Origin of the sequence: Enterobacter sp. R4-368 (genome assembly GCF_000410515.1) — a bacterium.
Taxonomy (GTDB): domain Bacteria; phylum Pseudomonadota; class Gammaproteobacteria; order Enterobacterales; family Enterobacteriaceae; genus Kosakonia.
The window spans coordinates 3,716,751-3,741,451 of record NC_021500.1 but is presented as its reverse complement, the minus strand read 5'-3'; the positions used below and the strand labels follow the sequence as shown (position 1 = coordinate 3,741,451).

Annotated in this window: 29 protein-coding genes; 15 read left to right on the top strand and 14 right to left on the bottom strand. The window is 53.0% G+C overall.

The annotated features are described in order from the left end of the window. Positions 1-340: 340 nt before the first annotated feature. Positions 341-442: a SymE family type I addiction module toxin gene (locus H650_RS26145; RefSeq protein ID WP_071925255.1), complete on the top strand. Its 102-nt coding sequence runs from the start codon at positions 341-343 to the stop codon at positions 440-442. Positions 443-660: 218 nt separating this feature from the next. Continuing rightward, the gene (locus tag H650_RS17485; RefSeq protein WP_020456434.1) at positions 661-1,176 is read left to right on the top strand and encodes a VOC family protein; all 516 of its coding nucleotides are present in this window, start codon (positions 661-663) and stop codon (positions 1,174-1,176) included. A 2-nt stretch (positions 1,177-1,178) separates the two neighbouring features. Here H650_RS17485 and H650_RS17480 read toward each other — a convergent pair whose 3' ends face one another. Genes H650_RS17480 through H650_RS17470 form a run of 3 tightly spaced genes read right to left on the bottom strand, consistent with a single transcriptional unit; the run spans position 1,179 to position 3,443 of the window. Continuing rightward, the gene (locus tag H650_RS17480) at positions 1,179-2,282 is read right to left on the bottom strand and encodes a M20 peptidase aminoacylase family protein (protein WP_020456433.1); all 1,104 of its coding nucleotides are present in this window, start codon (positions 2,280-2,282) and stop codon (positions 1,179-1,181) included. Between the two features lie 17 nt (positions 2,283-2,299). Further along, entirely contained in the window at positions 2,300-2,767 is a 468-nt protein-coding gene (locus H650_RS17475; protein WP_020456432.1) for a YjiG family protein, read from the bottom strand. Further along, on the bottom strand, positions 2,760-3,443 hold the full coding sequence (locus tag H650_RS17470) for a nucleoside recognition domain-containing protein (RefSeq protein ID WP_020456431.1): 684 nt from the start codon (positions 3,441-3,443) through the stop codon (positions 2,760-2,762). Before H650_RS17470 ends, H650_RS17475 begins: the two co-directional genes overlap by 8 nt. A gap of 377 nt (positions 3,444-3,820) precedes the next feature. Between H650_RS17470 and H650_RS17465 the strand changes: the two genes are divergently transcribed. The 8 genes from H650_RS17465 (at position 3,821) to H650_RS17430 (ending at position 10,078) form a co-directional block, all read left to right on the top strand. Beyond that, positions 3,821-4,717, top strand: coding sequence for a LysR family transcriptional regulator (locus H650_RS17465; RefSeq protein ID WP_020456430.1), 897 nt, complete (start codon positions 3,821-3,823; stop codon positions 4,715-4,717). Positions 4,718-4,759: 42 nt separating this feature from the next. After that, complete coding sequence (locus H650_RS17460) at positions 4,760-5,530, top strand: helix-turn-helix transcriptional regulator (protein WP_020456429.1); 771 nt, start codon at positions 4,760-4,762, stop codon at positions 5,528-5,530. Between the two features lie 48 nt (positions 5,531-5,578). Further along, the gene (locus H650_RS17455; protein WP_020456428.1) at positions 5,579-6,220 is read left to right on the top strand and encodes a LysE family translocator; all 642 of its coding nucleotides are present in this window, start codon (positions 5,579-5,581) and stop codon (positions 6,218-6,220) included. 40 nt (positions 6,221-6,260) lie between these two features. Further along, positions 6,261-7,541: a DUF445 domain-containing protein gene (locus H650_RS17450; protein ID WP_020456427.1), complete on the top strand. Its 1,281-nt coding sequence runs from the start codon at positions 6,261-6,263 to the stop codon at positions 7,539-7,541. A 16-nt stretch (positions 7,542-7,557) separates the two neighbouring features. Next, positions 7,558-7,797 carry a DUF2164 domain-containing protein gene (locus H650_RS17445; protein ID WP_020456426.1) on the top strand — a complete coding sequence of 80 codons (240 nt, stop codon included), beginning with the start codon at positions 7,558-7,560 and terminating at the stop codon, positions 7,795-7,797. Positions 7,798-7,916: 119 nt separating this feature from the next. Then, positions 7,917-9,068, top strand: a complete 1,152-nt coding sequence (locus H650_RS17440; protein ID WP_020456425.1) for a double-cubane-cluster-containing anaerobic reductase — start codon at positions 7,917-7,919, stop codon at positions 9,066-9,068. Positions 9,069-9,077: 9 nt separating this feature from the next. Further along, positions 9,078-9,842: a putative 2-hydroxyacyl-CoA dehydratase activator YjiL gene (gene yjiL, locus H650_RS17435; protein WP_020456424.1), complete on the top strand. Its 765-nt coding sequence runs from the start codon at positions 9,078-9,080 to the stop codon at positions 9,840-9,842. Further along, positions 9,842-10,078 (top strand): putative Se/S carrier protein, encoded by a 237-nt coding sequence (locus H650_RS17430; RefSeq protein WP_020456423.1) that lies wholly within the window; start codon positions 9,842-9,844, stop codon positions 10,076-10,078. Before yjiL ends, H650_RS17430 begins: the two co-directional genes overlap by 1 nt. Positions 10,079-10,168: 90 nt before the next feature. Here the strand turns inward: H650_RS17430 and H650_RS17425 are convergent, their stop codons facing one another. The 8 genes from H650_RS17425 to H650_RS24810 all read right to left on the bottom strand — a co-directional run bounded on the left by H650_RS17425 (position 10,169) and on the right by H650_RS24810 (position 16,679). Further along, on the bottom strand, positions 10,169-11,233 hold the full coding sequence (locus tag H650_RS17425) for a DUF2955 domain-containing protein (protein ID WP_020456422.1): 1,065 nt from the start codon (positions 11,231-11,233) through the stop codon (positions 10,169-10,171). Beyond that, positions 11,223-12,290 carry an HlyD family secretion protein gene (locus H650_RS17420; protein ID WP_110093645.1) on the bottom strand — a complete coding sequence of 356 codons (1,068 nt, stop codon included), beginning with the start codon at positions 12,288-12,290 and terminating at the stop codon, positions 11,223-11,225. The genes H650_RS17425 and H650_RS17420 overlap by 11 nt, the downstream gene beginning before the upstream one ends. Positions 12,291-12,294: 4 nt before the next feature. After that, entirely contained in the window at positions 12,295-12,762 is a 468-nt protein-coding gene (locus H650_RS17415; protein WP_020456420.1) for a MarR family transcriptional regulator, read from the bottom strand. Positions 12,763-13,091: 329 nt separating this feature from the next. Then, the gene (locus tag H650_RS17410) at positions 13,092-13,988 is read right to left on the bottom strand and encodes a CBS domain-containing protein (RefSeq protein ID WP_020456419.1); all 897 of its coding nucleotides are present in this window, start codon (positions 13,986-13,988) and stop codon (positions 13,092-13,094) included. A gap of 162 nt (positions 13,989-14,150) precedes the next feature. Continuing rightward, the gene (locus H650_RS17405; protein WP_020456418.1) at positions 14,151-14,567 is read right to left on the bottom strand and encodes a FosA family fosfomycin resistance glutathione transferase; all 417 of its coding nucleotides are present in this window, start codon (positions 14,565-14,567) and stop codon (positions 14,151-14,153) included. 77 nt (positions 14,568-14,644) lie between these two features. Next, positions 14,645-15,694 (bottom strand): DUF1176 domain-containing protein, encoded by a 1,050-nt coding sequence (locus H650_RS17400; protein WP_020456417.1) that lies wholly within the window; start codon positions 15,692-15,694, stop codon positions 14,645-14,647. A 126-nt stretch (positions 15,695-15,820) separates the two neighbouring features. After that, positions 15,821-16,414 carry an ATP-dependent Clp protease proteolytic subunit gene (locus tag H650_RS17395; protein ID WP_373964282.1) on the bottom strand — a complete coding sequence of 198 codons (594 nt, stop codon included), beginning with the start codon at positions 16,412-16,414 and terminating at the stop codon, positions 15,821-15,823. Positions 16,415-16,517: 103 nt separating this feature from the next. Beyond that, positions 16,518-16,679, bottom strand: a complete 162-nt coding sequence (locus tag H650_RS24810; protein WP_020456415.1) for a DUF1127 domain-containing protein — start codon at positions 16,677-16,679, stop codon at positions 16,518-16,520. 175 nt (positions 16,680-16,854) lie between these two features. Here H650_RS24810 and H650_RS17390 point away from each other — a divergent pair, with 175 nt between their 5' ends. Beyond that, entirely contained in the window at positions 16,855-18,270 is a 1,416-nt protein-coding gene (locus tag H650_RS17390; RefSeq protein ID WP_020456414.1) for an aminotransferase-like domain-containing protein, read from the top strand. A 2-nt stretch (positions 18,271-18,272) separates the two neighbouring features. Here H650_RS17390 and H650_RS17385 read toward each other — a convergent pair whose 3' ends face one another. Both H650_RS17385 and H650_RS17380 read right to left on the bottom strand, forming a co-directional pair. Further along, a complete protein-coding gene (locus H650_RS17385; RefSeq protein ID WP_020456413.1) occupies positions 18,273-18,731 on the bottom strand; it encodes a C40 family peptidase in 459 nt (152 codons plus the stop codon). A 223-nt stretch (positions 18,732-18,954) separates the two neighbouring features. Then, the gene (locus H650_RS17380) at positions 18,955-19,638 is read right to left on the bottom strand and encodes a FliA/WhiG family RNA polymerase sigma factor (RefSeq protein ID WP_020456412.1); all 684 of its coding nucleotides are present in this window, start codon (positions 19,636-19,638) and stop codon (positions 18,955-18,957) included. Between the two features lie 402 nt (positions 19,639-20,040). Between H650_RS17380 and H650_RS17375 the strand changes: the two genes are divergently transcribed. Together H650_RS17375 and H650_RS17370 are read left to right on the top strand one after the other, a co-directional pair. Continuing rightward, positions 20,041-20,925 (top strand): winged helix-turn-helix domain-containing protein, encoded by an 885-nt coding sequence (locus H650_RS17375; RefSeq protein WP_020456411.1) that lies wholly within the window; start codon positions 20,041-20,043, stop codon positions 20,923-20,925. Further along, positions 20,897-21,367, top strand: a complete 471-nt coding sequence (locus H650_RS17370; RefSeq protein WP_233500393.1) for a hypothetical protein — start codon at positions 20,897-20,899, stop codon at positions 21,365-21,367. The genes H650_RS17375 and H650_RS17370 overlap by 29 nt, the downstream gene beginning before the upstream one ends. On the opposite strand, the gene H650_RS17365 is transcribed toward H650_RS17370, so the two are convergent. Continuing rightward, the gene (locus H650_RS17365; RefSeq protein WP_044489556.1) at positions 21,321-22,010 is read right to left on the bottom strand and encodes a hypothetical protein; all 690 of its coding nucleotides are present in this window, start codon (positions 22,008-22,010) and stop codon (positions 21,321-21,323) included. The two genes, H650_RS17370 and H650_RS17365, sit on opposite strands and share 47 nt — an antisense overlap. Before the next feature lie 326 nt (positions 22,011-22,336). On the opposite strand from H650_RS17365, the gene murQ reads away from it, so the two are divergent. Both murQ and murP read left to right on the top strand, forming a co-directional pair. After that, positions 22,337-23,248 (top strand): N-acetylmuramic acid 6-phosphate etherase, encoded by a 912-nt coding sequence (gene murQ, locus H650_RS17360; RefSeq protein ID WP_044489785.1) that lies wholly within the window; start codon positions 22,337-22,339, stop codon positions 23,246-23,248. Beyond that, the gene (murP, locus tag H650_RS17355; protein WP_020456407.1) at positions 23,248-24,687 is read left to right on the top strand and encodes a PTS N-acetylmuramic acid transporter subunit IIBC; all 1,440 of its coding nucleotides are present in this window, start codon (positions 23,248-23,250) and stop codon (positions 24,685-24,687) included. The genes murQ and murP overlap by 1 nt, the downstream gene beginning before the upstream one ends. Positions 24,688-24,701: the final 14 nt, after the last annotated feature.

Sequence of the window (24,701 nt, the reverse complement as noted above, 5' to 3'; positions counted from 1 at the left end):
TATAAATGGCACTAACATTAACGCTGCAGAAGCATTAGTTATAATAAAAAATGAACATCCTCACTTTATTTTTTCGGACTTCATTGCATTACTTTTCAGTCTATTTACATGTTTACATGTGGATTTTGATTTTATTTCCTGGTGTTTGGTACCTGTTTTGAGTGTGAATGCGTTGGCGCACATCCGCACCGCTAATCACAATCTCTATTGACAAGGAATAGTGGTCATGACTGTTTTGCAGTCTCTATGGTTTATGTTGAATCAGCCCCCCTTTAAAAAAATAAATTTAACAGTCAGTTAAGTGACAACTCATCCAAAAAAAACATTGTAATCTCCGGCAATTCGTTTAGTGGGTGACTGGCTGGAGAAAGCGGATTTTAAAATCGATGCGAAGGTAGGTATTAAGGTTACGAACGGCTGTATTGCTATCGCCGCAAAATAATGCCCCGAGCATCTAATCGGGGCCCTGATTATATTGAGCAATATTATTCAAACAATCCAGTATCAGTGCCGATATCGGTAAATACTGCGATTCTCTATCTTTATTGATGCAATAAATTAAAAAAATAACTACCACCGAAATGTTTTTCACGACTAACCAGCAAAAACACTCCACGCATCTGTTCTATGCTTTAAAAAGAGCCATTAACAGGAGGGAACATGAGCATTCGCGGCATCGATCATATTGGTATCACCGTCCCGGATATTGAAGAGGCGACCTGTTTTCTGATTGACGCGCTGGGGGCGGAGCTGATTTATCAATCCGTCGCGCCAGAAGATAAGAACCTTGATAACGAGGCGCAGCAAAAAACGCTACGCCTGGCGCCAGGCACGACTATCAAAGCGATACGCATGTTTAAACTTCAGCACGGCCCCGGCATCGAACTCTTCGAAATGCACGGGCCAGACCAGCGCGAGCCGCTGCGGGCCAGCGATTTTGGTCTGCAACATTTTGCGGTCTACAGCGATGATATCGGCGCTGCGCTGCAACGCTTTGATACAGCGGGCGGCGAGGTATTTACCACGCCGCAGCCGCTAGGTTTTCCCATGGAGAAAGGCGCAGGAAACTGCTTTTGCTATGGCCGCACGCCCTGGGGCAGCATCGTCGAGTTTATTACCTGGCCCATGCCGATGCCCTATGAACAGGAGACCACGCTGCGCCGCTGGAAGCCATAAAATCAGCCCAGCACATCCTGCACGCAGGCTTTAAACACTTTCACGCCGAGCGCCAGCGCGTCGCGGTCAAAGTGCATCTCCGGGTGATGCAGACCCGGCAGCAGGTTGGCACCGAGCCCCCAGAAACCGCCTTTCACCTGTGGGCGCAGGCGCAGGTAGTGGAAAAAGTCTTCGCTGCCGGGTGTGGATTTTGGCGCGGTCAGCCCCGCATCGCCAAACACGCTGTGAATCGCGCGGGAAACCACCTCAGTTGCCTCGTCATCAATGATCGCCGCAGGCATCTCTTTCAGAATGCGGATCTCAGCCCGTGCGCCGTATGCCGCCGCACTGCTTTCAATCGCGCGCAATACCTGCGGTTTTAACGCAGTCATGGCGTCGTTTTCCGCCGCACGCAAATCCCAGCACACCAGTGCTTTATCAGGAATTGAGTTGGTCACCCCGGCGTCACAGAGAAAGCGCGTCGCTTTCGCGCTCCAGGTGAGCGATGGCGCAAGATGAATGCCGTTTACCGCCTGCACTGCGTGGGCGGCGGCGTCCAGCGCGTTCACACCTAAGTGGGGCCGCGCCGCATGTGCCGCTTTGCCGTGGAACACTACTTCCACCGTGGCAGACGCCGAGTAATACATGGCTGGCACCGCCTGGCCCATCGGGCACTCTTCCAGCGGACGCAAGTGGAAACCAAGCAGCATGTCGACATCGTCCAGCACGCCAGCCTCCGTCAGCGCAATCGCCCCGGTACCCAGTTCCTCCGCGGGCTGGAAGATGAACTTCAGCTTGCCTTTTTTTACTACTCCTTCGGCGATCACTTCCTGCGCGGTGGTCAACACCACCGTGGAGTGCCCATCGTGCCCACAGGTGTGGCGCGCGACATGCTCACCGTCAATGATATGCCCGAGCGCATCCATATCGGCGCGCAGCGCCAGCACTGGCCCCGGTTTACCGCTGTCCAGCACCGCGACAATGCCGGTTGTGTTATTGACCTGGCGCGTGACCTGATAGCCCGCCGCCTCCAGTACCCCGGCGATATAAGCGGAGGTTTTATACTCTTCGAACCCGAGTTCCGGGATCTGATGCAGGTAATTAAAATGCTCAAGTGTGCGTGACACGTCTTACTCCTTGGTACTCAGGCAATAACGCGCATAATCAGCATGGCGATTACGGCATTGAGAATGCTGACCGCCATCAGTAACGGCCAGTACTTCTTCGGCACATCGGCTACGCCCAACAGGCGGCCCATATACTGTAGCTGCGAACCCATTAAAAAGATGGCGGGCGCGAGAATGGTGATTTGCCCCATATCAAGCTGGCCTTTGCTCAGCAGGCTGACCGCCACGCCGGTTCCCGCAGAAGACGAAAGCCAGGCGGTGAGCAACACGGTAATCGCTTCCCCCGGCAGGCCGAACAGCCCCATTAACGGCGCGCAAAGATGGCCAATAATCTGCATCACGCCGAGTAAATTGAGCATTTCGGCGATTACGTAGGCCATTAATACATTCGGCATCAGATTATTAATGGCAATATTAAAACCCTTACGCGCACCAATAACGAAAATATCGAACGGATTACCAGAGACTTTTGCGGAATTATTCATTGTCGAAATCTCGCTTATAAACAGTATTTAATGCCAGACGAACCACGGCTGCGCCCACGAATTTAAGGACAAACATTAAAACCAGCGGAACAATAATCGGGATAGTTAATGACGCGAACATCGCTGAGCCAATCGAAAAATAGTTATTGATTAAGCCCGCGCCGGAATATTGCCACGACCCCATAATCACCACGTCTTTACGGGTAATTTTATCGCTGTCGTATAACTCTTTGGTTAATGCCGCCCCGGCATCGGTACTTTGCAGGTCGGTAATCAGCGCCAGCCCCGTATAGCCCGGAATACCCAGCAGCGGTTTAAGCAAGGGTGTCAGCAATTTATGCGCCGCGCGGATCGCGCCGTAATGGGTAAAAATCTCCAGCAACCCCAGCGCCAGCATGACCGTTGGCACCAGCGACAGCGCGAACAAGAAACCGGCCTTCGCGCTGATGCCGCCGCTGCCGATAAAGGTGTTGGTTTCCGGTGTCTTCATCGTGCCGAACGTGCCGCCCAGCGTGGTGAAGTCAAACGCGCCCAGCCACGCCATCCCCTCGACTTTGAAAAAGAAGCCGGAAAAAACCAGCAGAACAATCACTAACGAAATCCAGGCGCCAGGCCCGACTTTCCACTCTTCCGCGTGCTCTTTCGCGGGTTGCTCCAGCGTTTTCGATTCACTCATAACATCTCTCTTTGAAATAATCAGATGACAATGACTTATTACTAAGCAGGATCCGTGCCTGAATAGCCCGACGCTAAAATAAAAACCTTTTACTGCGAATTATTACGCAACAAAAAACCTTCCCGTGAAATACCGAGAATTAAAAGCAAAGTAACTAAAAAATTATTTAATTAAGCATTAAGAACATCCTAATAAAATAATTTCTCACCGTTATCGGGCACCCTTTTGGTGCAAAAATGCAGATTCAGTTTTTCACTTTCTTTCACTCACAAAACAGGGCGGTTAATTTGATTATCACTATTCAATCTGGATGATAAATATCCGCTTATTGATGTTATTGTTGCTTTCAGGTCAACAGTTGAAAAGGAATGTGGCGAATGTTCCAGGACAAGCAGGTGGGTTATTTATATGAAGTGGGTAACCAGGGTGGGATCCGTCGCGCAGCGGATATCCTGGGTGTTAACCCGTCCGTGGTCAGCCGCCAGATCGCGCAACTGGAGCGTGCGCTACAACTTCCGTTGCTGGAGCGGCGCGGGCGTAACGTGGTATTAACCGAAGCGGGACGCCTGCTGGCGGAAGACTATTTTGCCAGCCGCCAGCGACGCGAAAAGCTGGAAAGCCAGTTAAAAGATCTGCGCCATATGCGCGGCGGCACCATCTCGGTGCGCATTGGCGGTGGGCTGATCACCGCCTTTATCGAAGGGGTAATGCGTGAGTTTGCCAAGTCGTACCCGCAGGTTTTTGTCGATATTGTGGTGGGCAGCATGCAGGAGATGCTCAATGACATCGTCAGCGGCGAAGCGGATATGGCGCTGGCCTTTGGCCCAATCGGTTCGCCGGAACTCAAGCGCCACAGCTTTCAGTGGGGGCCGATTTGCGCCGTGGTCTCGCCACAGCACCCTATCGCGCAGCGGCAAAGCATCACCATTGAAGAGCTGGTCGACTATCCATTAATAGCCCTGACGGAAAATTTCGGCCTGCAACGCCATATGAATGCCATGTTCAAAAGCCAGGGTTTGCAATTTCATCCAGCGTATCGCTGCAACCAGTTCTCCACCGCGATGGGGCTAAGCCAGGCGGGATTGGGCATCTCGTTTATGACCGCTTATGCCGCCGCCGATCCCATTCGCCTTGGTGCGCTGGTCGCTGTACCGCTCGATCATCCTGTCGCCAGTAGCGCTCAGTGCCACCTGCTGCGCAGCTCCGATCGGCGTTTTACGCCAGCCGCCCACCATATGTGGCGGCTATTGCATAATGCCTTTCGCGATAAATAAAGGGGTGTGGTATACCAGAAAGCCGACCAGACGAGGCAAAACATGTCGATGACGCGCGATATACAGCAATCATTTTGCCGCCCGCAGGCATTACCCGGCGTTGAGCTGCGCAGCACCTGGCGTAGCCGGCAAGCCTATAAGCGCCATCGCCATGCTGAGCTTTCAATCGGAGCAATTGTTGAGGGGCAAACCCGCTGCCTCTGCAACGGGCAGGAATACCTGCTCCAGCCGGGCGATCTGATGGTCATTCCACCGCACGCGCCTCACGGTTGTAACCCCTTCGCCGGGCAACCACGCAGCTACCATATGCTCTACCTGCCGCATGAAAACAGCCAGCAGCAGGTCATTCGCGACCCTGTGTTATTCCAGTTGTACATGCGTATCGTGGCGTTGATTGAGCGTGACGACTCGCTGCCATTACCCGCCGCACTCGATGCCCTGCTCAGCGCCTTACCTCGCGGTTCGCATCACTGTGCGCCGCTGCGACCCGTAAGCCAGCAGGTGCTGGCGGCGTTAACCCACGATTTGCAGCAACCACCCACGCTTGATGCGCTGGCCAGTGCTTTTTCCCTGCGCAAAGAGACGCTCATCCGCACCTTCAGGCAGGACACCGGCCTGACGCCGGGCAGCTTTTTGAATATCGCGCGCGTTGAGTTTGCCAAAAGCCGCCTGCGCGCGGGCGATACGCTGGCGGATGTCGGCTACCAGAGCGGGTTTGCCGATCAGAGCCATTTCCACCGGACCTTTGTGAACTACACCGCTGCCACACCGCGCCAGTACGCGTTTGGCCGATCAATATCCGACAATAAATAGCGCCGACGCGCCGCTAAGGTGAACTTCACTTTTTTTGTGGAGGTCACTATGGCGTTGTTTCCCACCGCGTTTCCGGCACTGGCGCTGGCGCACTTTGTCGCCCTGCTCAGCCCCGGCCCGGATTTCTTTCTGTTAATGGGGTTTGCGATCCGCTATCGCCTGCGCGGCAGCGCCGGGCTGTGCGCGGGCATCGCCGCAGGTAATGCGTTTTATATCCTGATAGTGATTATCGGGGCGAGCGCGCTGCGCCAGTTCACGGGGCTCTTTAGCGCCATTGAACTGCTGGGCGCGATCTATTTGTTGTGGATTGGCTGGCACCTGCTGCACAGCCGCGCGCAGACGCTTAGCGTCAATGAAACCCGTCAGCCGTGCCCGAGCCTGCGGAAACAGTTTTTACTCGGGCTTGGCTCCGCGCTGCTCAATCCCAAAAACGCGCTGTTTTACCTTGCGCTGATGACCGCCCTGCTCGGCCCGGACGTCACGCTGCTCCAGCAGTCGGTGAGCGGCCTGTGGATGGTGATGGTCGTATTAGTGTGGGATCTGGCCGTGGTATCGTTGATTGGCCAGCCCGCCGTGCAAAAGCGGCTGAGGCAAAGTGTGTGGTGGATAGAGCGCGTCGCAGGCGCGGTGTTAATGGTGTTCGGGACGTCGATTTTGTGGAGCATGCTGCGTAATCTGCTTAGGATTTAACCTTTTGCAAGAACCCGGCGTTGGGTTATATGCTTAAACCATGAATAAATTCGCAGAACTTAAGCGCGCCAAGCGTCTGGCGCTGTCGTTGTTGCTGGTTGCGGCCGCGACGTTTATCACCACACTGTTCCTGCCGCCCAACTTCTGGGTAAGCGGGGTGAAAGCCATTGCCGAAGCGGCGATGGTCGGCGCGCTGGCGGACTGGTTCGCGGTGGTCGCGCTGTTTCACCGCGTGCCGTTCCCGTTTATTGCCCGCCATACGGCGATTATCCCGCGTAATAAAGAGCGGATCGGCGACAACCTCGGCCAGTTCGTGCAGGAAAAATTTCTGGACACGCAATCGCTGGTGGCGTTAATTCATCGCCACCAGCCTGCGCAGATGATTGGCGTCTGGTTCAGCCAGCCCGAAAACGCCCAGCGAGTGGGCGTGCATCTGTTGCAGGTGATGAGCGGCTTTCTGGAGATGGCCGACGACAGCCGCATCCAGCGTCTGTTACGCCGCGCGGTGCACAAAGCCATCGACAAAGTGGATCTCACCGAAACCAGCGCGCTGCTACTGGAAAGCCTGACCCGCAATAATCGTCACCAGAAATTACTGGATACCGTCATTGCGCAATTGATCGCCCTGCTGCAACGGCAAAGTAGCCGCGATTTTATTGCCCGCCAGATTGTGCGCTGGCTGAAAACCGATCACCCGATGAAAGCAAAGATCCTGCCTACTGAATGGCTGGGCGAGCAGAGTGCCGACTGGGTTTCCGAGGCGGTCAATTCGCTGCTCGATGATGTCAATGCCGACAGCACGCATCAGATCCGCCAGGCTTTCGATCGCGCGACGATGAAGCTGATCGCCAATCTGAAAAGCGATCCGGAAATGGCCGAGCGCGCAGAAAACATCAAAGAGTATTTGAAAAACGATGAGACGTTTAACCGCTATGTCGGCGAAATGTGGGCGGATCTGCGCAACTGGATGAAAGCGGATATGCAATCTGACGATTCGCGTATGCAAAAACGCATCACCGACGCGGGCCTGTGGTTCGGCGAAACGCTGCTGGCGGATGGCGCGCTGCGCGCCTCGTTAAATGAACATCTGGAACAAGCCGCGCACCGCGTGGCGCCGGAGTTCGCCGCGTTTCTCACCCGCCATATCAGCGACACGGTGAAAAGCTGGGACGCGCGGGATATGTCGCAGCAAATCGAGCTGAATATCGGCAAAGATCTGCAATTTATCCGCATCAACGGCACGCTCGTCGGCGGAACGATCGGCCTTATTCTCTATTTACTGTCGCAGTTGCCCGCGCTGCTGCACGTTAGCGCTTTCTAATTTTCCAGGAGAAACGATGGCCGACATTACCCTCACCACCAGCGAACGCGAGCAGTTACGCAAAAAATTGCAGACCTACTGTGAGCAGAATTTTGAGCTGGAACTGGAGCAGTTTGACGCCGAGTTCTTTATCGACTTCATTGCCGAACAGATTGGCCCGGCTTTTTATAACGCAGGCATCGACGAAGCGATTCGCACACACGCGCTCTACAGCGAGCGTATTCAGGAAGAGATGGATCTCAAAAAAATAATCTGACTTTGCTGAAAATAGTTTTTTCCCCTTTTCATCCGCCGGAGATCAATATTTCCACACTTTTTGCATGACTATAATGCGGCCTCTTTTCAAACTCTCCCGTGTCACGGGGAAGGAAAATCATGTCGCTTATCACCGCCCTGCCAGATCTTTTTGAACAGTTTTCTGAAGCCCGCCAGAAAGGTTTTCTCACCGTGATGGATCTCAAAGAGCAAGGGATCCCGCTGGTTGGTACCTACTGCACCTTTATGCCACAAGAGATTGCCATGGCCGCCGGCGCGGTAGTGGTTTCCCTCTGTTCCACCAATGATGAAACCATTGAAGAAGCGGAAAAAGACCTGCCGCGCAACCTCTGTCCGCTGATCAAAAGCAGCTACGGCTTTGGCAAAACCGACAAATGCCCCTACTTCTACTTTTCCGATCTGGTGGTGGGTGAAACCACCTGCGACGGCAAAAAGAAAATGTATGAATACATGACGGAATTCAAAGCCGTCCATGTCATGCAGTTGCCGAACAGCGCAGCAGACGCCGCTTCCCGCGCGTTGTGGAAAGCCGAGATCCTGCGCTTACAGCAGGCGATTGAGCAACGTTTTGGTCAGCCGATTAGCGAAGCAGCGCTGCGCGAGGCCATCGCGCTGAAAAACCGCGAGCGCCAGGCGCTGGCGAATTTCTACCGCGTCGGGCAGCTCAATCCACCAGCGATCAGCGGCGCGGATATTCTGAAAGTGGTGTATGGCGCGACCTTCCGCTTTGATAAATCGGCGCTGATCGATGAACTGAACACCACAGCGGCGCGGATCCGCGAGGAGTGGCAAGCAGGTAAACGGCTGGATCCTCGCCCGCGTATTTTAATCACCGGTTGCCCGATTGGCGGCGCGGCGGAAAAAGTGGTGCGCGCCATTGAAGAGAACGGCGGCTGGGTGGTGGGGTACGAAAACTGTACCGGCGCAAAAGCCACCGAGCGCTGCGTCGAGGAGAGCGGCGATGTTTACGACGCGCTGACCGACAAATATCTGGCAATCGGCTGCTCCTGTATATCCCCTAATGATGAGCGCCTGAAACTGCTCAGCCAGATGGTCGACGAATACCAGGCCGATGGCGTTATCGATGTGATTTTGCAGGCCTGCCACACCTACGCGGTGGAGTCGCTGGCGATCAAACGCCATGTCCGTCAGCAGCACAACATTCCCTATATGGCCATTGAAACGGATTATTCGACAGCGGATATCGGGCAGCTCAGCACCCGCGTCGCCGCGTTTATCGAGATGTTATAAGGAGCGGGCGTGACGTTTACCGTGGGTATTGATTCCGGCTCGACCACCACCAAAGGCATTTTGCTCCAGGGCGAGACGATTGTGCGGCGCTTCCTGTGCCCGACCTCGTTTCGCCCGGCGACATCGATTGTCGAGGCATGGGAAACCCTGTGCGAAGGGCTGGGTGAAAAACCCTTTCTGACGCTGACCGGTTACGGGCGGCAACTGGTCGATTTCGCCGATAAACAGGTTACCGAAATCTCCTGCCACGGCCTCGGCGCACGTTTGTTGCTCGCGCAAACACGTACGGTGATCGACATCGGCGGGCAGGACAGCAAAGTGATCGCGCTGGATGAACAGGGCAATCTCACCGATTTTCTGATGAATGACAAATGCGCCGCCGGAACCGGGCGTTTTCTGGACGTTATCTCGCGCACGCTGGGTACGCAGGTAGAGCACCTGGACGCCATCACCGACGGCGTGGAGCCGCATCCGCTAACCAGCATGTGTACGGTGTTTGCCGAATCCGAAGTGATCAGCCTGCGTTCGGCAGGTATCGCACCGGAAGCGATTCTCGCCGGGGTGATCAACGCCATGGCGCGCCGCAGTGCGCATTTCATCTCGCGGCTTTCCACGCAAGGGCCATTGCTGTTTACCGGCGGCGTCAGCCACTGCGCCACTTTCCGCCGCATGCTGGCCGGGCATCTGGCCAGCGATGTTTTTACGCATAACGACGCCCAGTACGCGGGCGCGCTGGGCGCGGCGTTAATCGGCCAGCGGCAGAGGAAACGTTAATGGCGGAATACCTATTGCTGTTCCACACCACACCCGGCGTGCTGCAAACGCGCAAAGCGATGCAGTCGGCGGGGATCGCTTTTCGCGTGCAGGATATTCCGCGCCAGCTCAAAGGCGGCTGCGGATTATGCATCCGTTTTCACAGCGAAGCGGATGTGGTCAATCAGTGGCTGATACCGAATATCACCGAGGCGGTTTATCGCTGTGACGGTGACGAATTCACGCGAGTGGGATAACGAGCGGGCGCTGCAGACGACCTGTAAAACCGAGTCTGCACAGTGCCTTAGGCCCGATAACCACCGTGTTTTTGGGCGCATTCCCGCTTACTATTCCTCAATCACAAACCGTGTGGCGTCGAAGCGATTCAGGATCAGGTGTACCAGATAGATCATCGTTAGCGTCGCCAGCAGCGCCACCGTCACGGAAACGATGCGATAGAGATCGCTGAACACTAAATCCGTATCCGGGTGCAGGTTCTGTCCAAACATGATGCCGATGGTGGTTACACTGGCAAAACCGACGCCCGCGCCAACTTTCTCCATCACATGCAGCCGCGCGCTGAACGCCAGCCCGAGGCCAATCAACGGCATCATCAGCAGCATATGGCTACTGTGGTTGTAAAGGATCAACTGCACCAGCAGGATATAGAGACAGGCGAGCACCACACCGACCACGCGCCACACAGAACTCATTACCGCGCCGCGATAATGCATCGGGAACAGGATCAAGATCCCGGCCATCAGCGCGGATAACGAATCGCTGAGATCGCTCAGTTGAAAAACCACAAAGATCATCGTCGCCACAGTGCCGGAGAGCAGCGATTCGTGGCGCACTCGCGCGGCATTTTTCTCGATCATCGGCGGACGGGTGCGCGGCTCGACATCCGGGATCAAATAGTTCATCAGCGCACTCAGCGCCACCGCCATGATGCTGGCTTCAACATTGGAAAACAGCAGCGTGTGCCAGTCGCTTGAGGGGTAGCTCATAAAGTTGAGCATCGTACTCTGGCAAACCACGCCCGCCGAGCCAAACAGAAACAGCGCACCTTTGCTCATAAAGCGAAAACGCATCACGTACAACGCAAACACCACCAGCGTCATGATCACCGGCCAACGCGACAAATAGCCGATGATAAGCACCATTTCGATGCAGTTAATCACCGCACTGAAGATGAACTGTTTCGCCACATGGCGGTTGAATACCGGCACCAGCGATAACAGCATCACCGGGTAGACCACGTAAAACACGCCGTACTGGGTGTTATAAAAACTCGATACGCTGAGCGCTATCATCCCGGCAAAAACGATGCGCAGCGTCTGGCGAAAGTCATTCGCCGTGTAAACGATATTGCCGTGGGGCGTGAAAACCCGCGCCAGCGTATTAATAGACATAGTGCAACAGGCTCACGAGATGGATTTGCAGGCCCGAGAAGAAGCGCGCAAACACCCCTTCGCTGTTATACAACTGCACCGTGGCGCGCGCACCGGTCGGGAGTTCTTTCGGCAACGATTCATCCAGTGCGACGTGGATGCGCATACGCTGTGCGTCACGCACCCAGCGGTTAGAGGTTTGCGGCTCTGAAAGCTCGCCGTTCACCGCCTGTTGTCCGGCCAGTACCCCGGCATCGCTGCTGGTGACATGCGCTTTGAATACATGGCCCGGCAGCGCATCAAACACCACCGCCGCATCGGTGCCAACGCGCGTATGACGCAGGCTCTTCTCACGAAAATCCGCCACGATATCGGTTTCATCATGCACCAGCGCCAGTGCGGCATTTCCGGTCGCGGCATAAAATCCGGGGCTTAATTGCAGGTTACTTACAGTGCCATCGGCTTCGGCGCGAACCTGCGTCCAGCCCTGATTCAGTTGTGCCTGTTGCAGGGCATTGCGATATTTTTGCAGCGTCACGTTGCGGGCGTCATCGCGATCGCCGCGTTCAATATTTAGTGCATTAATCGAGGCATTCAGATTGTTCACCGACTGCACGCTGCTCTGCCAGGTGGTGCGCACTTTATCAAGGTCAGACTGCGAAACATTGTGAGTAGCACTCAGGTTCTGATAGCGCTCAAAGGTCATCCGATCGTTTTGCGCGGTAAGCTGCGCCGTCTTCAGGCTGGCCTGCGCGGCAACGATTTGCGCATCCAGTTGTTGATTAGTGAGCTTTGCTTGTGCCAGCGCGATTTGCGCGGCTTCCACCTGGTTGTTAAACGGCGTGGCATCCAGTTCGAACAGCAGATCGCCCTTCTTCACCTGGCTGTTATTTTGTACGTACACTTGCGCGACATAGCCGGAAACGCGGGCGGAAACCGGCGTGACCACGCGCATCACGGTGGAATCCGGGGTCAGCGGGATCCAGATATCGGCAACGATAAAATAGACAAACATCAGCAGGAAAGAGGCAATACTCACCCTTACCCAGCGGGCAAACTTTTGTTCTGGCGTCATGATTTTCTTATTCGGTTTGGTTGTCTTCTTCGCGCATCGTACGCAAATTACAGGCGATTTGATTCAATGTGTCGCTAAAGGCGAGCAGCTCTGCTGGCGGAATATTTTCCGCAGCCCGCAACTGGCAGGCTTCGATCACTTGCGTGATTTTACCCAGCATATGCGTCCCCCCGGCGGTGAGCGCCAGCAGGCGAATGCGCTTGTCGTACGGCGATGTCGTACGCACAATCAGCCCCTGTTTTTCCAGCTGTGTCAGCGTGCGCATCAGCGGCGGCAGCTCAATGCCCTGCACTTCCGCCAGTTCGCTGACGGAGACGTTATCCCCTAACTGGTGAAGCTGCATCAGTACCGTCCAGCCCGACTGCGTGATGCCCGTGTCGCTCAATGCGTGATCGATAGTGGCACGCCACTGACGCACAACCATCGCCATGCGCATACCCAGCGGTCGGCGGGCGAACAGCTCATCTTCAGTCATCGCGATCCCCTCGTTTCACAGGCGGGGTACGATAATAGTTATCAGGGTAAGTATCAAGAAACGAGGGTGGCAAAGAGCATAGATTGCGAAAAGAGCGGAATTGTCCCACCCTGTTTTTTAAAAAATAAATTACCGTCTGGAAGATCTTTTCTACCAGCATCAATATTTATTTAATGAAATTATATCCTTAGATATACATTAATAAATTCCATCTCGCAAATATATTAAAAATCACCTCGCAGCATACTCATAATTTCCAAATCAAAAGAAAATGGGTGGCAATATTAATTGTCCACGCTGTACATTAATCCAATATTTACTAAAAAACATCATTTCACCGAAACAGAAACCAATATATCCTGAGCATGTTCTCTGGCTTTTTCCTCACAGTCAGCTTCAATTATTTTATCGGAAGTTTCAAGGAAATCCTTAGCTAAATGAAACGTGTCAACGAATGTGTCCCACTTCATTCCGGCAATAATAGAATTTTGATTATGGGCTATTTCATTGCGAATACGCTCAATAGCCTCCATAAAGATTTTAAATCTTTTTTTACTTTCAAATGAAAATGTTGATAAGAAATCATCATTACTCATCAGAATAGTCTTTTTATCACATAACTGAATGCACTCCAGTAATGAAATAGCATCATTCGACGACTGCCTTTGCGCGTGAACATCTCGAGCTTGCTTGAGGCGATTTTCCTTTAATTTCTCAGTCCATGAATCATCAGGAAAGTAGGCACTTATCCAATAGGTCATATGCATCTCTACCAGAGAGACGATGCCAAAAAGATAGGTTCTGGGAAGGGGTTTATTCAGATCAGCCCGGGTAACAATTCCTGTGATATGCCCTTTACTGGTGACATATTTGTAAGGATCGTTTTCTAATAACGTTAATAAATCAACAATAGGCACATCCTCACTAATTAAACAAGATTCGTCAATTTTCTCCATAAATTGCTTTACAAAACCATCCATTAACGCATCTTTCCTGACCTGGCCGATAACAATGCCTTGATCATTAACAACCGCAGTAATATCAAAGTCGCGCTTTTCTAAAGCATATCTTGCATTACTCGCCTCATCATTTTCTTTACAACATAAAATCGGCTCAAATATAAGGGTTAATGTAATTTTGTCTACAAAAATAGCGTGTAGAGAATCGAATCTCGTACCTTTCCTTCTGTATCCTGTAACTGGCGACATCCAGAGTTGCGCACCCATATTAAGCTCCTTTTTGTTTATTAATCCCACCTGCAGATCTTTATAATAAGAGAATACCTTCCAGAAAATAAAGCGAACAAAAAATATATCACCCTTTTTAATAATTTTATGATAGGCGTGATAACCGCGTAAGTGCATGAAGCAAAAGAGTAAAAATACTTATTAATCAAAAAACACCATCCCCTTGTACGGTTTCTCACGGCACGCTTTCAACCGCCGGGCAAGGTTGCCGACATGTGCTTCGAGCTTGTGCCCGTCGGGATCGAGGAAATACCAGGAGTCTCCTTCGCTTTTGTTCACTTTCCAGCTCACCACGCCAGCCTGCTCAAGGCGGGTGACAAAGCGGGCGAAATCGCGCTCATCAACGCTGAACGCATAATGGGTGTAGTCACTTTGTGCTGGCGGTACATACTGACGCTGCGCGTCGACAGATAAGCAAAGCCACAACTCACCGCAGGTCAGATAAGCGCCGTTATCCCAGCACGCATGGAGTTTCAGACCAAGAAGTTGATGATAAAAATCGACGCTGCGGGCAAGGTCGCTAACCGCCAGGGTCAGGTGGTTAAGGCTGTTTAACATGCTTTGCACTCCGGCCTGAAAAAGAAAAACGCTGCACCTGGCAAAAGTGCTGAATGCCGCGTTTATCGGGCTGCGAATTACTTCGCCTCTTTCACTTCCGAAACGAATTCTGGTAAGTCCCAGGTGCCGCCCGCACGCACATAGCGGCACATGCCGGAGGTGGATTCGCTGCTCTTGCGGAAGGTTTCACCGTCCCAGACCCACTCTGCCGAAGCCCAGCAGTCGCCAATGCCGCGACCACGCTGGCCCAACGAGATCACGCCATCGCTGTAGTCAGACGCGGAGTTAGTTATAAATTGCGGCGTTCCCTTCAGCGCTTTATCCACCACCCAGTAGCCATAACCTTCGTTGTACGCCCCGCGCCAGCAAAGAGTGGAGATCAGCACCTGTTTGCCATCCAGCGGTGTCAGGGTAATGTCGTTATCACCGTCGATAACCGGTTCCTGCGGGGAGACAAGGCGGTCACACTCGTTACCGCTGGTGAGTGCCGCCAGCAAACGCGGTTTCAGCGCTGCGGTTTCGGCTTTGGTGAGCGTGCGATCTTCGCCGCCTTTCACTTCCACCGCCTGGATCACCGGTGCAGCAACCGCAGGCGTCACCGAACTCTCCGCTTTATCGCCCTTTTTACTCAGCGCGCCAGGTGTGCCCACGCGCCCTTGTACGTCATCAAATTTCAGCAACACGGCGTATGCGCCGTCGCCGGAGAGCACAAACGGTTTCGCGCCGCCTTTGAATTCAACTTTACCGCTACCTTTCACGGCATCGATCATGCTGCGCGCCTGCGCATCAGATAAACGCCAGCTATCGTTATCCTCGGTAGCGATCTCGCCCTGTGATTTACCATCGATCCACAGGCTGAGCGTTGCCTGTTGCGTGGTTTCATCGGCGTCCATTTCTGCCAGCACCACATCAACGGTCACCGGCGTGTCTGGACCGGCTTTTCGCGTAATCAACACCGAACCGCTGGACTCTTCTTCCGCGCTGTAACCTGCGGCACGGCAGGTAAGAGTGTTATCGCACACCACTTCCCAGTCTTTATGGTCAAACGAGACGCCGCTTTGCTCCGCCAGCACGGGCGCACTTAGCGTTGCTGTCATCACCAGCGCCGCTTTGATACTGCTTTTCATGCCATCACTCCATAATGAGAAATGCGCACAGTGTGCAGAAATTATGTGTCAGGGAGAAGTGTATTTTGGCGGGCGTGAAGAGAAAAAAGGCGAGAAAAAAATCTCGCCTCAAGGTCGCTAACAAACTTAATCCAGATCCAGTTCGCCGTAGGATTTCACCACGCGGGAAACGATGCCGTAATCAATGGCTTCTTTGGTGTTCATCCAGTAGTTACGGTCGGTATCCTGCTTCACTTTGTCTACCGGCTGGCCGGTCGCTTCAGCGATCATGCGGTTTACGCGCTCCAGCGTGCGGATGATCTCTTTCGCTTCGATTTCAATGTCGCTTGCCTGACCGCGAACGCCGCCCAGCGGTTGATGGATCATAAAGCGGGTGTTCGGCAGCGAATAACGGTGCTCTTTTTTCGCCGCCAGCAGGATGGTGATCCCGGCGCTTGCCACCCAACCGGTGCCGATGATGTGCACTTCCGGGGTGATGAATTTAATCATGTCATGAATGGTATCTGCCGCTTCAACATGACCGCCCTGGCTGTTGAGATAGATCTTAATCGGCGCATCGCTGATACCCTGCAACAGCAGTAACTGAGTGACTACTTTTTCTGTCAGCGCCTGGTTGATCTCGCCAGAGATAATGATCGAGCGGGCATCCAGCAGTTTTTGCTGCATCAGCTGCGAGACGTTACCAGTCTCTTTCTCTTTTTTCTCGTCGTCTTCGTTCATAAAGTGCATGCGCTTTCTCCCCTTCAGGTTGTGGAGCTAAGCATAGCCCAACGCCGGTTGGGCGGAAATAACAAGATGTTATCTCCGCGCGTTATCGCACTTATCACAGTTCACTGCGGCGTAACCCCAGGTCTTTTAGCTGCTCGTCGCTTAATGCGCGCAGCAGCCGCCGCGTTTTTACGCGCTCACGCAGCCGTTGCAGTTTGCGCCAGAGTAAAACAAACCCTAAAAACGGGCGGTTGGGTCGATTTTCAAAAAATTCCATGATGCTCTCCTCGCCTAAAAAGAGCTCTATCTTCGCCGTTCTCGCCCATTACAATACAGATTCAGAAATTACTTTTTTTTAACATACAGATCGCTTAAAACAAGGTCTGAATCGCGAATTTCACCCTAATCTGTACTGGTTATTAAATCTGTATGGTGAATTTTAAGGATACAGCATGACACGCTACCAACATCTGGCCACGCTGCTGGCAGAACGCATTGAACAGGGATTGTATCGTCACGGCGAAAAACTGCCGTCAGTGCGCAGCCTGAGTCAGGAGCACGGCGTGAGTATCAGCACCGTGCAGCAGGCTTACCAGGTGCTGGAAAGCCTGCAACTGATAACGCCTCAGCCGCGTTCCGGCTACTTTGTGGCGCCGCGAAAGGCAAAACCGCCGGTGCCCGCGATGTCGCGCCCGGTACAACGGCCGGTGGAAGTCACGCAGTGGGATGAAGTGCTGACGCTGCTCGACGCGCGCACCGATAAAGCGATTGCTGCGTTTGGTGGCGGCGCGCCGGATATCACCCAGCCCACGCTTAAACCGCTGTGGCGCGAGATGAGCCGTATCGCCCAGCACCAGGTGATGGAGGCGTTAAGCTACGACACGCTGCCGGGCCGCCTTGAACTGCGTGAACAAATCGCCCGGCTGATGCTGGACGGCGGCGCATCGGTCAGCGCCGACGATATTGTCATCGCCAGCGGTTGCCATCCGGCGCTGGCGCTCGCCTTGCTGGCGGTGTGCCAGCCGGGGGATATTGTCGCCGTTGAATCCCCCTCGTATTACGGCACGATGCAGTTGCTGCGTGGTTTGGACATTAAAGCTATTGAAATTCCGACCGATCCCGAAACCGGCATCAGCGTGGAAGCCCTGGAGCTGGCGCTGGAACAGTGGCCCATTAAGGGCGTGATTCTGGTGCCGAACTGCAATAACCCGCTCGGCTTTATCATGCCGGACGCGCGGAAAAAGGCCGTGCTGGCGCTGGCGCAGCGCCACGACATCGTGATTTTTGAAGACGATATTTACGGCGAGCTGGCAGCCGAATACCCGCGTCCCAGCACGATAAAATCCTATGATATTGATGGCCGCGTGCTGCTGTGCAGCTCTATCACCAAAACCGTGGCGCCGGGACTGCGCGTCGGCTGGATTGCGCCAGGGCGTTATCTGGATCGGGTGCTGCATAAAAAATATGCCGCCATCGGCACCAATGTGCCGGGAACACAACTGGCGGTTGCGGCGTTTATTCGCGACGGTCATTACCATCGGCATGTGCGGCGTATGCGCCAGGTCTATCAGCAGCAACTGGAAACTTACACCTGCTGGGTGCGCCAGTATTTTCCCTGCGGTATCTGCGTGACACGCCCGCAAGGCGGTTATTTACTGTGGGTCGAGTTGCCGGAAACCGTCGATATGGTCTGTGTTTCCCGCGCGCTGTGCCGCCTGAAAATCCAGATTGCGCCCGGCTCGTTATTTTCCGCGTCTGGCAAGTACCGTAACTGCCTGCGTCTGAATTGCGCCCTGCCGCTGACCGACGCCAATCGCGAGGTGATCAAACAGTTGGGCGAGGCAATTCATAACGCGCTGGAGGCGTGAATTCAGAGCACGCGTTTGCCTGTCAGGATACGGCGCGCGCCGAGGTAGTGATCCTGCCAGTAGTCATCAAGAAAATGGCTGATACGGATATTCAACCCGCGGCGCGGCGCTTCGATAAAGCGGTTATGCCCCAGATAGACACCGACATGATCGACCGGACCGCGTAATTTGCTGCGAAAGAACAGCAAATCGCCCTGGCGCAAGTTCGCGGTTTTTACCCGCATCAAGCGCTTGTCATGGAACATGGCTTTAGTGGTGCGGGGTAATTTATTACTCAGCACTTTGTTGTAGGCATAGAACACCAGCCCACTACAGTCGAAACCGCGCGCTGGCGAGACGCCGCCATAGACATAAGGTTTACCCAACTGTTTTTTAAGGTGCTGCACAACCTTGTCAACTTTAGACTTACGCGTCGCCGCCAGTGTCTCTTCATGGGTGATCTTGCGCTGTTCGGCAAGCATTGTTGGCCCCTGTGTACGGCTAACCGGTTTAGACTGCGCGCAACCGGTCAGGAACACAGAAAGCAAAATAAGAAAAAAAAGCCCCAAAAACCCGCGGAGCACGCTCTGCCTGGGGGCAACGATGGATGATACAGTTAAATATTTCACAATATTAATACTAATAAAAATAAAGGGTTAAAATCTTAAATACATTTTTCATTCCTTAGCGGAAGAAGAAACGTACTTATTCGTCAAAAAACGCCCGTAACTTTTGCACTATTACTTTATTAAGCTGACAAATACGGGCTTCTGTCAGTCCAAGCATTGAGGCAATCTCTTTCAGACTTAATTCATGGTGGTAATACAACCCCAGAATCGTCTGTTCACGCCGGGTCAGGCTTGCTATCGCGCTTTTTAGTGCGCGGCTATTCACGACTTCCGCTTCAAGCGGGCGGCTTTCCAGCGCGTGGGAATGGAGATCGTTATCCAGGCTCTCCAGCTCACTGGCGGAGTCGAGTAATAAATAGTGCTGATACTCCTCTGGTGTAATAGAAAGCCGTTCGCTTAATTCATTAAAATTCGGCACATAGCCAAGTTCACGCGCCAGCTCACGAATGGCGTCGTTGAGCTTGTACATCTTTTGGCGCAGCCGCCGTGGACGCCAGTCCTGCTGGCGTAGCTCGTCAAGAATTGCCCCACGAATGCGCTGGATGGCGTAACCGGCAAATTGCGCATCAGGTTGTCCATAACGACGCAATGAAAAGAGCAAACCCGTCAGGGCGACTTGCCGCATATCGTCTTTATCCATGACGCTGCTGGTCTGCCAGGCGAATTGTTTCACCACTTTATGCACCAGCGGCAAATAATCGCGGACATAGCGCGCTTCATCGGGAAACGTTACCGTTTCAGAGGAAATTACACTCATCATTATTAAATGGCGCAGACTAGATTTATTACATAAAAACAGACGGATGCTGCTTTTGTATTCTTTAGGCTGACGTTTCTCATTAGTTCAATGGGTAAAAAGATTAATTAAATAAACAACAATAAATTAACATCACACAATCACAATAAGCGGGACTGCACGGCTTCCCACCTTAACTGGTGTAAAAAGATACATCACATCCCCTATTCTTAATTCCCCGAAAAGCGGCAATTAATGAATTTGCGTGTAATTCATCTATCGCACAGTAGTATTATTAATATCTCATATGGAATGATTACTGGGGCCAGAAGATTTGCTCACGCGCCTTCACGTTAATTAATTCTCAATTACAGTACATAACCTTAATAATCACTTGTTCCATGATGGAGCTACTTGAAATTCGTTATGAAAAAACATTGTTGTGCCATTAACAATTGGATAATTGATTTGCCTTCCGGCTCAATTATTCATTTAGTCACCGGAGAACATAAGCGGCTGGGCGCGTATCAGCTTAAACTGCTGGATCTGTTGCAACAGAACCCGGGTAAGGTTTTTACACGGGAAGAGCTGACCAACCAGGTCTGGGAGGGGCGGGTTATCGGTAATAACAGCCTGCCAAACGCAATTCACGCCCTGCGCGCGGCGCTGGAAGATGACGGCAAACAGCAACGCATTATTCGCACCGTGCCTAAACGGGGCTATGTACTGGATGCAGAATATTGCCAGCAGGTTGAAAGCCCACAAGAAGATATTTCATTAAATAATGAGAAATCTCTCACAGAAGTGAGCACCGCCAATACGCAGCCGCTCTCTTCTGACGTGGTTTATGAAACGCCTGAGCAATCAACACGCTATCCCCGGGGAGCCTTCGTATCGCTATTGCTGGTGGCAGTACTTTTTATCGCCTTTATCGGTTATTTGACAATCGATCGCGGTCAGACGATGAAAGCTGAAGAGCTGGCAAAAAACGTGTATAGCAATATTCGTCTGTATACGCTTGTTGAACCCGGCGAGCGTCTGCAGGATCAAGCCACGGTCTACAACCGGCTCAAAGACACCTATCACCTTTTAAATGAGCAGATAAAAAAGAAATCCATCAACCTGAGCATCTATTCACGAAGTAATAACCAAACGCTGAACTTTACCCTGCGCTTACACAGCACCTGTGGGCAGAATATTCTGGCGATGCAGATCTACCAGTGGCGGGCCAATTTAGCTTCGCTTAATGAATTGATACTTGAAGAAACGCGGAGAAAACTCGATGAAATGGTGCCTTGCAAGACCGCATAAGTACGGCGTAATGCTGTTGCTCACGACGCTGATTGTCGCTGCCTGTGGCTATTTTTGGCATCGTTCGCAGCCGGCATTAAAACCGGGCAGCAACATAACGCAGCAATTCGGTTTTTACGATTTGCCGCAGCAGCAAAAAGAGCTCTATGACGTCCAGTTGTCCACCGTTGGAGAGACGATCGTAAGCCATGTCAGCAGTCCGAATAACCCTCAGTTCAGGCTCAAAGGGAGTTTCGTGCAGAAAAAACAGGCGGGTGAGAAACGCTTTTTTACCTACACACCTGTTCATTTCGCCCCCTCTCCGGACACCCCGTTGCTTGCCAGCAACATTGATTTACTGATGCATTCGCAAGTGCGTATGCAGCAACTTTGGCCAGATGGCGTGCCGCTGGTCACTATGCAAAACGGAATGATCTTTCTCTACCCGCTGGACGACAAGTAGGGAAAGGCTTAGGGCTGTTATCACGCCAGCTTACCAGACCAGGATTCACCGCCAGCCAGCAATGTTTTCCCATTAGTAATGGCCAAATATCATTAAGGCTGGCGGCATGCTCTATCGCACGATGGTAAGCATTTAATAACACAGGGTAATAGCTGGCGTTAACCGCATAGGCTGCAGCGCTCACGGCGTGATGTACACGAGCGATACCAGGTAGCGTCAGCAGCGGCGAGGAATGCTGATAATGCCCCCCCAACAGCAACGCATGCCAGTCCAGTCGATTAAGGCTCGCAAAGATACGATTCGCCTGCGCGAACACCCTTTCATCCTGCACCAGTTGAAAGTCGGCATCGAACAGCAGGACATTGTTCCACCCTTGCCGTTGCGCTTCGCTCAATACCATGCAATGTGTCTGTAATTCAGCCAGTCTGCCATCGCTGCCCGACGCTCTGGCAACGGGCCAGAGTTGTTCCGCGCTTATACCTGCCTGGCTTAACGCTGCACATTGCGCACCGAGCAATGCCTTATCCTGCGCATTAAAGAGCACCGCTACCTTTGCAAAACTGCGCCACTGTAAATTGCAACGCAACGACAGTTGCGGGCTCTGCCAGAGAGGGAAATTAGCGGCGTAATTCACTTTATGCATAGCATCATCCTTGCAGATAACAGGCGTCATAATGGTATTTGTGACTGACCACAGATTGATAAAGCCGGAGGGTCTTTTAACGCAGACAGGTTGAAAAGTCCCATCAATCAATGACATTAAATAATTAAGTCTTAGAAAACATACCAGTAAGTAAAATCTGTCTGCACTATTGCCGTATGAACGGCGTCACATTTCTGGCGTAATAAGCAAATAAGAATAAATTATTCTTATTAAACATTTTATGAGTAATATATTATTCCTTAACAGGTGCCTGAGCCACAGTGCAGCAGGCAAATAACAGCAAAACCGAGTTGAGCGAAACGTTGATGAACATTGATCTCTCCAGACTGACTACCGAAGGCCGCAATACCGCCAGCGCTGACATTGACATGCTTGATACCGAAGCGATGTTGAGGGTTATCAACCGTGAAGATCAAAAAGTGGCGTTGGCGGTGGAAAAAACGATCCCGGCGATCGCCCAGGCGGTGGACGCGATTGTGGCGGCTTTTCAGAAAGGTGGACGCTTGATTTACTGCGGTGCCGGCACCTCCGGGCGCCTTGGGATCCTTGATGCCAGCGAATGCCCGCCGACCTATGGCACGCCGCGCGAGCAGGTGGTTGGTCTGATAGCAGGCGGCCATCGCGCCATTTTGCAGGCGGTAGAAAACGCCGAAGACAGCCTGACGCTTGGCGTTGACGATCTTAAAGCGCTTAATTTTAACGCTAACGACATCCTGGTCGGCATCGCCGCCAGTGGCCGTACGCCATATGTCATTGCGGCGATGCAGTATGCACAAAAACTCGGTGCGACTACCGTGGCGCTGACCTGTAATGCAGGCAGTGAGATGGCGCAAATCGCCGATATCGCCATCGTTCCGGTGGTGGGCGCAGAAGTCGTTACCGGCTCGTCGCGAATGAAAGCCGGAACAGCGCAGAAACTGGTGCTGAATATGCTAACGACCGGCGCGATGATCCGCAGCGGCAAAGTGTACGGCAACTTAATGGTCGATGTGGAAGCCACCAACCAGAAGCTGGTGCAGCGGCAAATCAATATCGTAATGGAAGCGACTGATTGCGACAGCGAAACCGCAACTCAGGCGCTGAAAGCCTGCGACGGGCACTGTAAAACCGCCATCGTCATGGTGTTAGGCGGGCTGAGCGCTGATCAGGCAGCACGCCTGTTAGCCGACAACGGTGGGTTTATTCGCCAGGCGCTGGCTCACGCGGGAGTCAACTAATGGCCAAAATCAGCGAGCAGTTTATTGCCACAGTCCTGCAATTGGTGGGTGGCAAAGAGAATATTAAAACCTGCGGCAACTGCATGACGCGGCTGCGTCTGACGTTAAACAACGATGCTCTGGTTGATAACGCCGGACTTAAAGCGCTGCCTGGCGTTCTTGGCGTGGTCAATAGCGAGGATCAGTTGCAAATCATCGTTGGCCCCGGCAAAGCGCAAACGGCGGCAGAAATGATGAGCGCGATGACAGGCGGTGCCAGCGTGCCTGTGGAAGCGGCGTCGCTGAAAAGTATCGCCAGCGATACCAAACAACAGATGAAAGCGAAACAGACCAGCGGCGTGCATCAGTTTCTGGCGAAGTTTTCGACCATTTTCACCCCGTTAATCCCTGGCTTTATCGCCGCCGGGATGCTGCTCGGCTTCGCTACCCTGATTGAGCAAAGCCTGATTATCAATGCCGCCGAAAAAAATGCCACGCTTGTCCATATCGTTGGTTATATGAAAGTTTTCGGCAAAGGACTGTTCACCTTCCTGCCGATTTTGATTGGCTACAACGCGCAGAAAGCCTTTGGCGGCAGCGGCGTGAATGGCGCAATTATCGCCGCGCTCTTTGTGCTCGGTTACGATCCGAAAGCGACAGTGGGCTATTTTTCCGGCATCGATAACTTTTTCGGTATGGGTATTGATCCGCGCGGCAACATTATTGGCGTGCTGATCGCAGCGATCATGGGTGCCTGGATCGAGCGGCAGATCCGTAAATTCATGCCGGATAACCTCGACATGATCCTCACCTCGTTGCTCACGCTCCTGATTACCGGCGCGTTAACCTTCACGGTGATCATGCCGATCGGCGTTGAGCTGTTTAAAGGCATGTCGTGGCTATTCCTGCACCTTAACGGCAACCCGTTCGGCTGCGCGGTGCTGGCCGGGCTGTTCCTGATTGCCGTCGTGTTTGGCGTGCATCAGGGTTTTATTCCGGTCTATTTCGCGCTGATGGATGCGCAGGGCTTTAACTCGCTGTTCCCGATCCTGGCGATGGCGGGCGGCGGCCAGGTGGGCGCGGCGCTGGCGCTTTATTTCCGCTCGGCGCGCGAGTCGATTCTGCGTAATCAGATCCGTGGCGCGATCATTCCCGGCCTGCTCGGGGTGGGCGAACCATTGATTTACGCCGTCACGCTGCCGCGCGTAAAACCGTTTGTCACGGCCTGTATCGGCGGGGCCTGCGGCGGTTTCTTTATTGGCACTTTTGCCTGGTTCGGTTTGCCGGTTGGGCTCAACACCGTGTTTGGCCCTTCAGGCCTGGTGGCGCTGCCGTTGATGACCTCCGGACAGGGGATCTACACGGGAATGGCGGTCTATGCAGCAGGTGTGGTCGTCGCTTACGTGTGCGGTTTTCTCGCGACCTGGTTCTTTGGTCACAAAAACGTGGATTTGAGCTAATACCAGGCTTTCAC

Excerpts from the sequence above, each read along its gene's own strand:
- H650_RS17485 (WP_020456434.1), top strand. The coding sequence starts at position 661 with ATGAGCATTCGCGGCATCGATCATATTGGTATCACCGTCCCGGATATT.
- H650_RS17475 (WP_020456432.1), bottom strand. The coding sequence starts at position 2,767 with ATGAATAATTCCGCAAAAGTCTCTGGTAATCCGTTCGATATTTTCGTT.
- H650_RS17470 (WP_020456431.1), bottom strand. The coding sequence starts at position 3,443 with ATGAGTGAATCGAAAACGCTGGAGCAACCCGCGAAAGAGCACGCGGAA.
- H650_RS17465 (WP_020456430.1), top strand. The coding sequence starts at position 3,821 with ATGTTCCAGGACAAGCAGGTGGGTTATTTATATGAAGTGGGTAACCAG.
- H650_RS17460 (WP_020456429.1), top strand. The coding sequence starts at position 4,760 with ATGTCGATGACGCGCGATATACAGCAATCATTTTGCCGCCCGCAGGCA.
- H650_RS17455 (WP_020456428.1), top strand. The coding sequence starts at position 5,579 with ATGGCGTTGTTTCCCACCGCGTTTCCGGCACTGGCGCTGGCGCACTTT.
- H650_RS17450 (WP_020456427.1), top strand. The coding sequence starts at position 6,261 with ATGAATAAATTCGCAGAACTTAAGCGCGCCAAGCGTCTGGCGCTGTCG.
- H650_RS17445 (WP_020456426.1), top strand. The coding sequence starts at position 7,558 with ATGGCCGACATTACCCTCACCACCAGCGAACGCGAGCAGTTACGCAAA.
- H650_RS17440 (WP_020456425.1), top strand. The coding sequence starts at position 7,917 with ATGTCGCTTATCACCGCCCTGCCAGATCTTTTTGAACAGTTTTCTGAA.
- H650_RS17430 (WP_020456423.1), top strand. The coding sequence starts at position 9,842 with ATGGCGGAATACCTATTGCTGTTCCACACCACACCCGGCGTGCTGCAA.
- H650_RS17425 (WP_020456422.1), bottom strand. The coding sequence starts at position 11,233 with ATGTCTATTAATACGCTGGCGCGGGTTTTCACGCCCCACGGCAATATC.
- H650_RS17415 (WP_020456420.1), bottom strand. The coding sequence starts at position 12,762 with ATGACTGAAGATGAGCTGTTCGCCCGCCGACCGCTGGGTATGCGCATG.
- H650_RS17410 (WP_020456419.1), bottom strand. The coding sequence starts at position 13,988 with ATGGGTGCGCAACTCTGGATGTCGCCAGTTACAGGATACAGAAGGAAA.
- H650_RS17405 (WP_020456418.1), bottom strand. The coding sequence starts at position 14,567 with ATGTTAAACAGCCTTAACCACCTGACCCTGGCGGTTAGCGACCTTGCC.
- H650_RS17400 (WP_020456417.1), bottom strand. The coding sequence starts at position 15,694 with ATGAAAAGCAGTATCAAAGCGGCGCTGGTGATGACAGCAACGCTAAGT.
- H650_RS17395 (WP_373964282.1), bottom strand. The coding sequence starts at position 16,414 with ATGAACGAAGACGACGAGAAAAAAGAGAAAGAGACTGGTAACGTCTCG.
- H650_RS24810 (WP_020456415.1), bottom strand. The coding sequence starts at position 16,679 with ATGGAATTTTTTGAAAATCGACCCAACCGCCCGTTTTTAGGGTTTGTT.
- H650_RS17390 (WP_020456414.1), top strand. The coding sequence starts at position 16,855 with ATGACACGCTACCAACATCTGGCCACGCTGCTGGCAGAACGCATTGAA.
- H650_RS17385 (WP_020456413.1), bottom strand. The coding sequence starts at position 18,731 with ATGCTTGCCGAACAGCGCAAGATCACCCATGAAGAGACACTGGCGGCG.
- H650_RS17380 (WP_020456412.1), bottom strand. The coding sequence starts at position 19,638 with ATGATGAGTGTAATTTCCTCTGAAACGGTAACGTTTCCCGATGAAGCG.
- H650_RS17375 (WP_020456411.1), top strand. The coding sequence starts at position 20,041 with ATGAAAAAACATTGTTGTGCCATTAACAATTGGATAATTGATTTGCCT.
- H650_RS17370 (WP_233500393.1), top strand. The coding sequence starts at position 20,897 with ATGAAATGGTGCCTTGCAAGACCGCATAAGTACGGCGTAATGCTGTTG.
- H650_RS17365 (WP_044489556.1), bottom strand. The coding sequence starts at position 22,010 with ATGCATAAAGTGAATTACGCCGCTAATTTCCCTCTCTGGCAGAGCCCG.
- murQ (WP_044489785.1), top strand. The coding sequence starts at position 22,337 with ATGAACATTGATCTCTCCAGACTGACTACCGAAGGCCGCAATACCGCC.
- murP (WP_020456407.1), top strand. The coding sequence starts at position 23,248 with ATGGCCAAAATCAGCGAGCAGTTTATTGCCACAGTCCTGCAATTGGTG.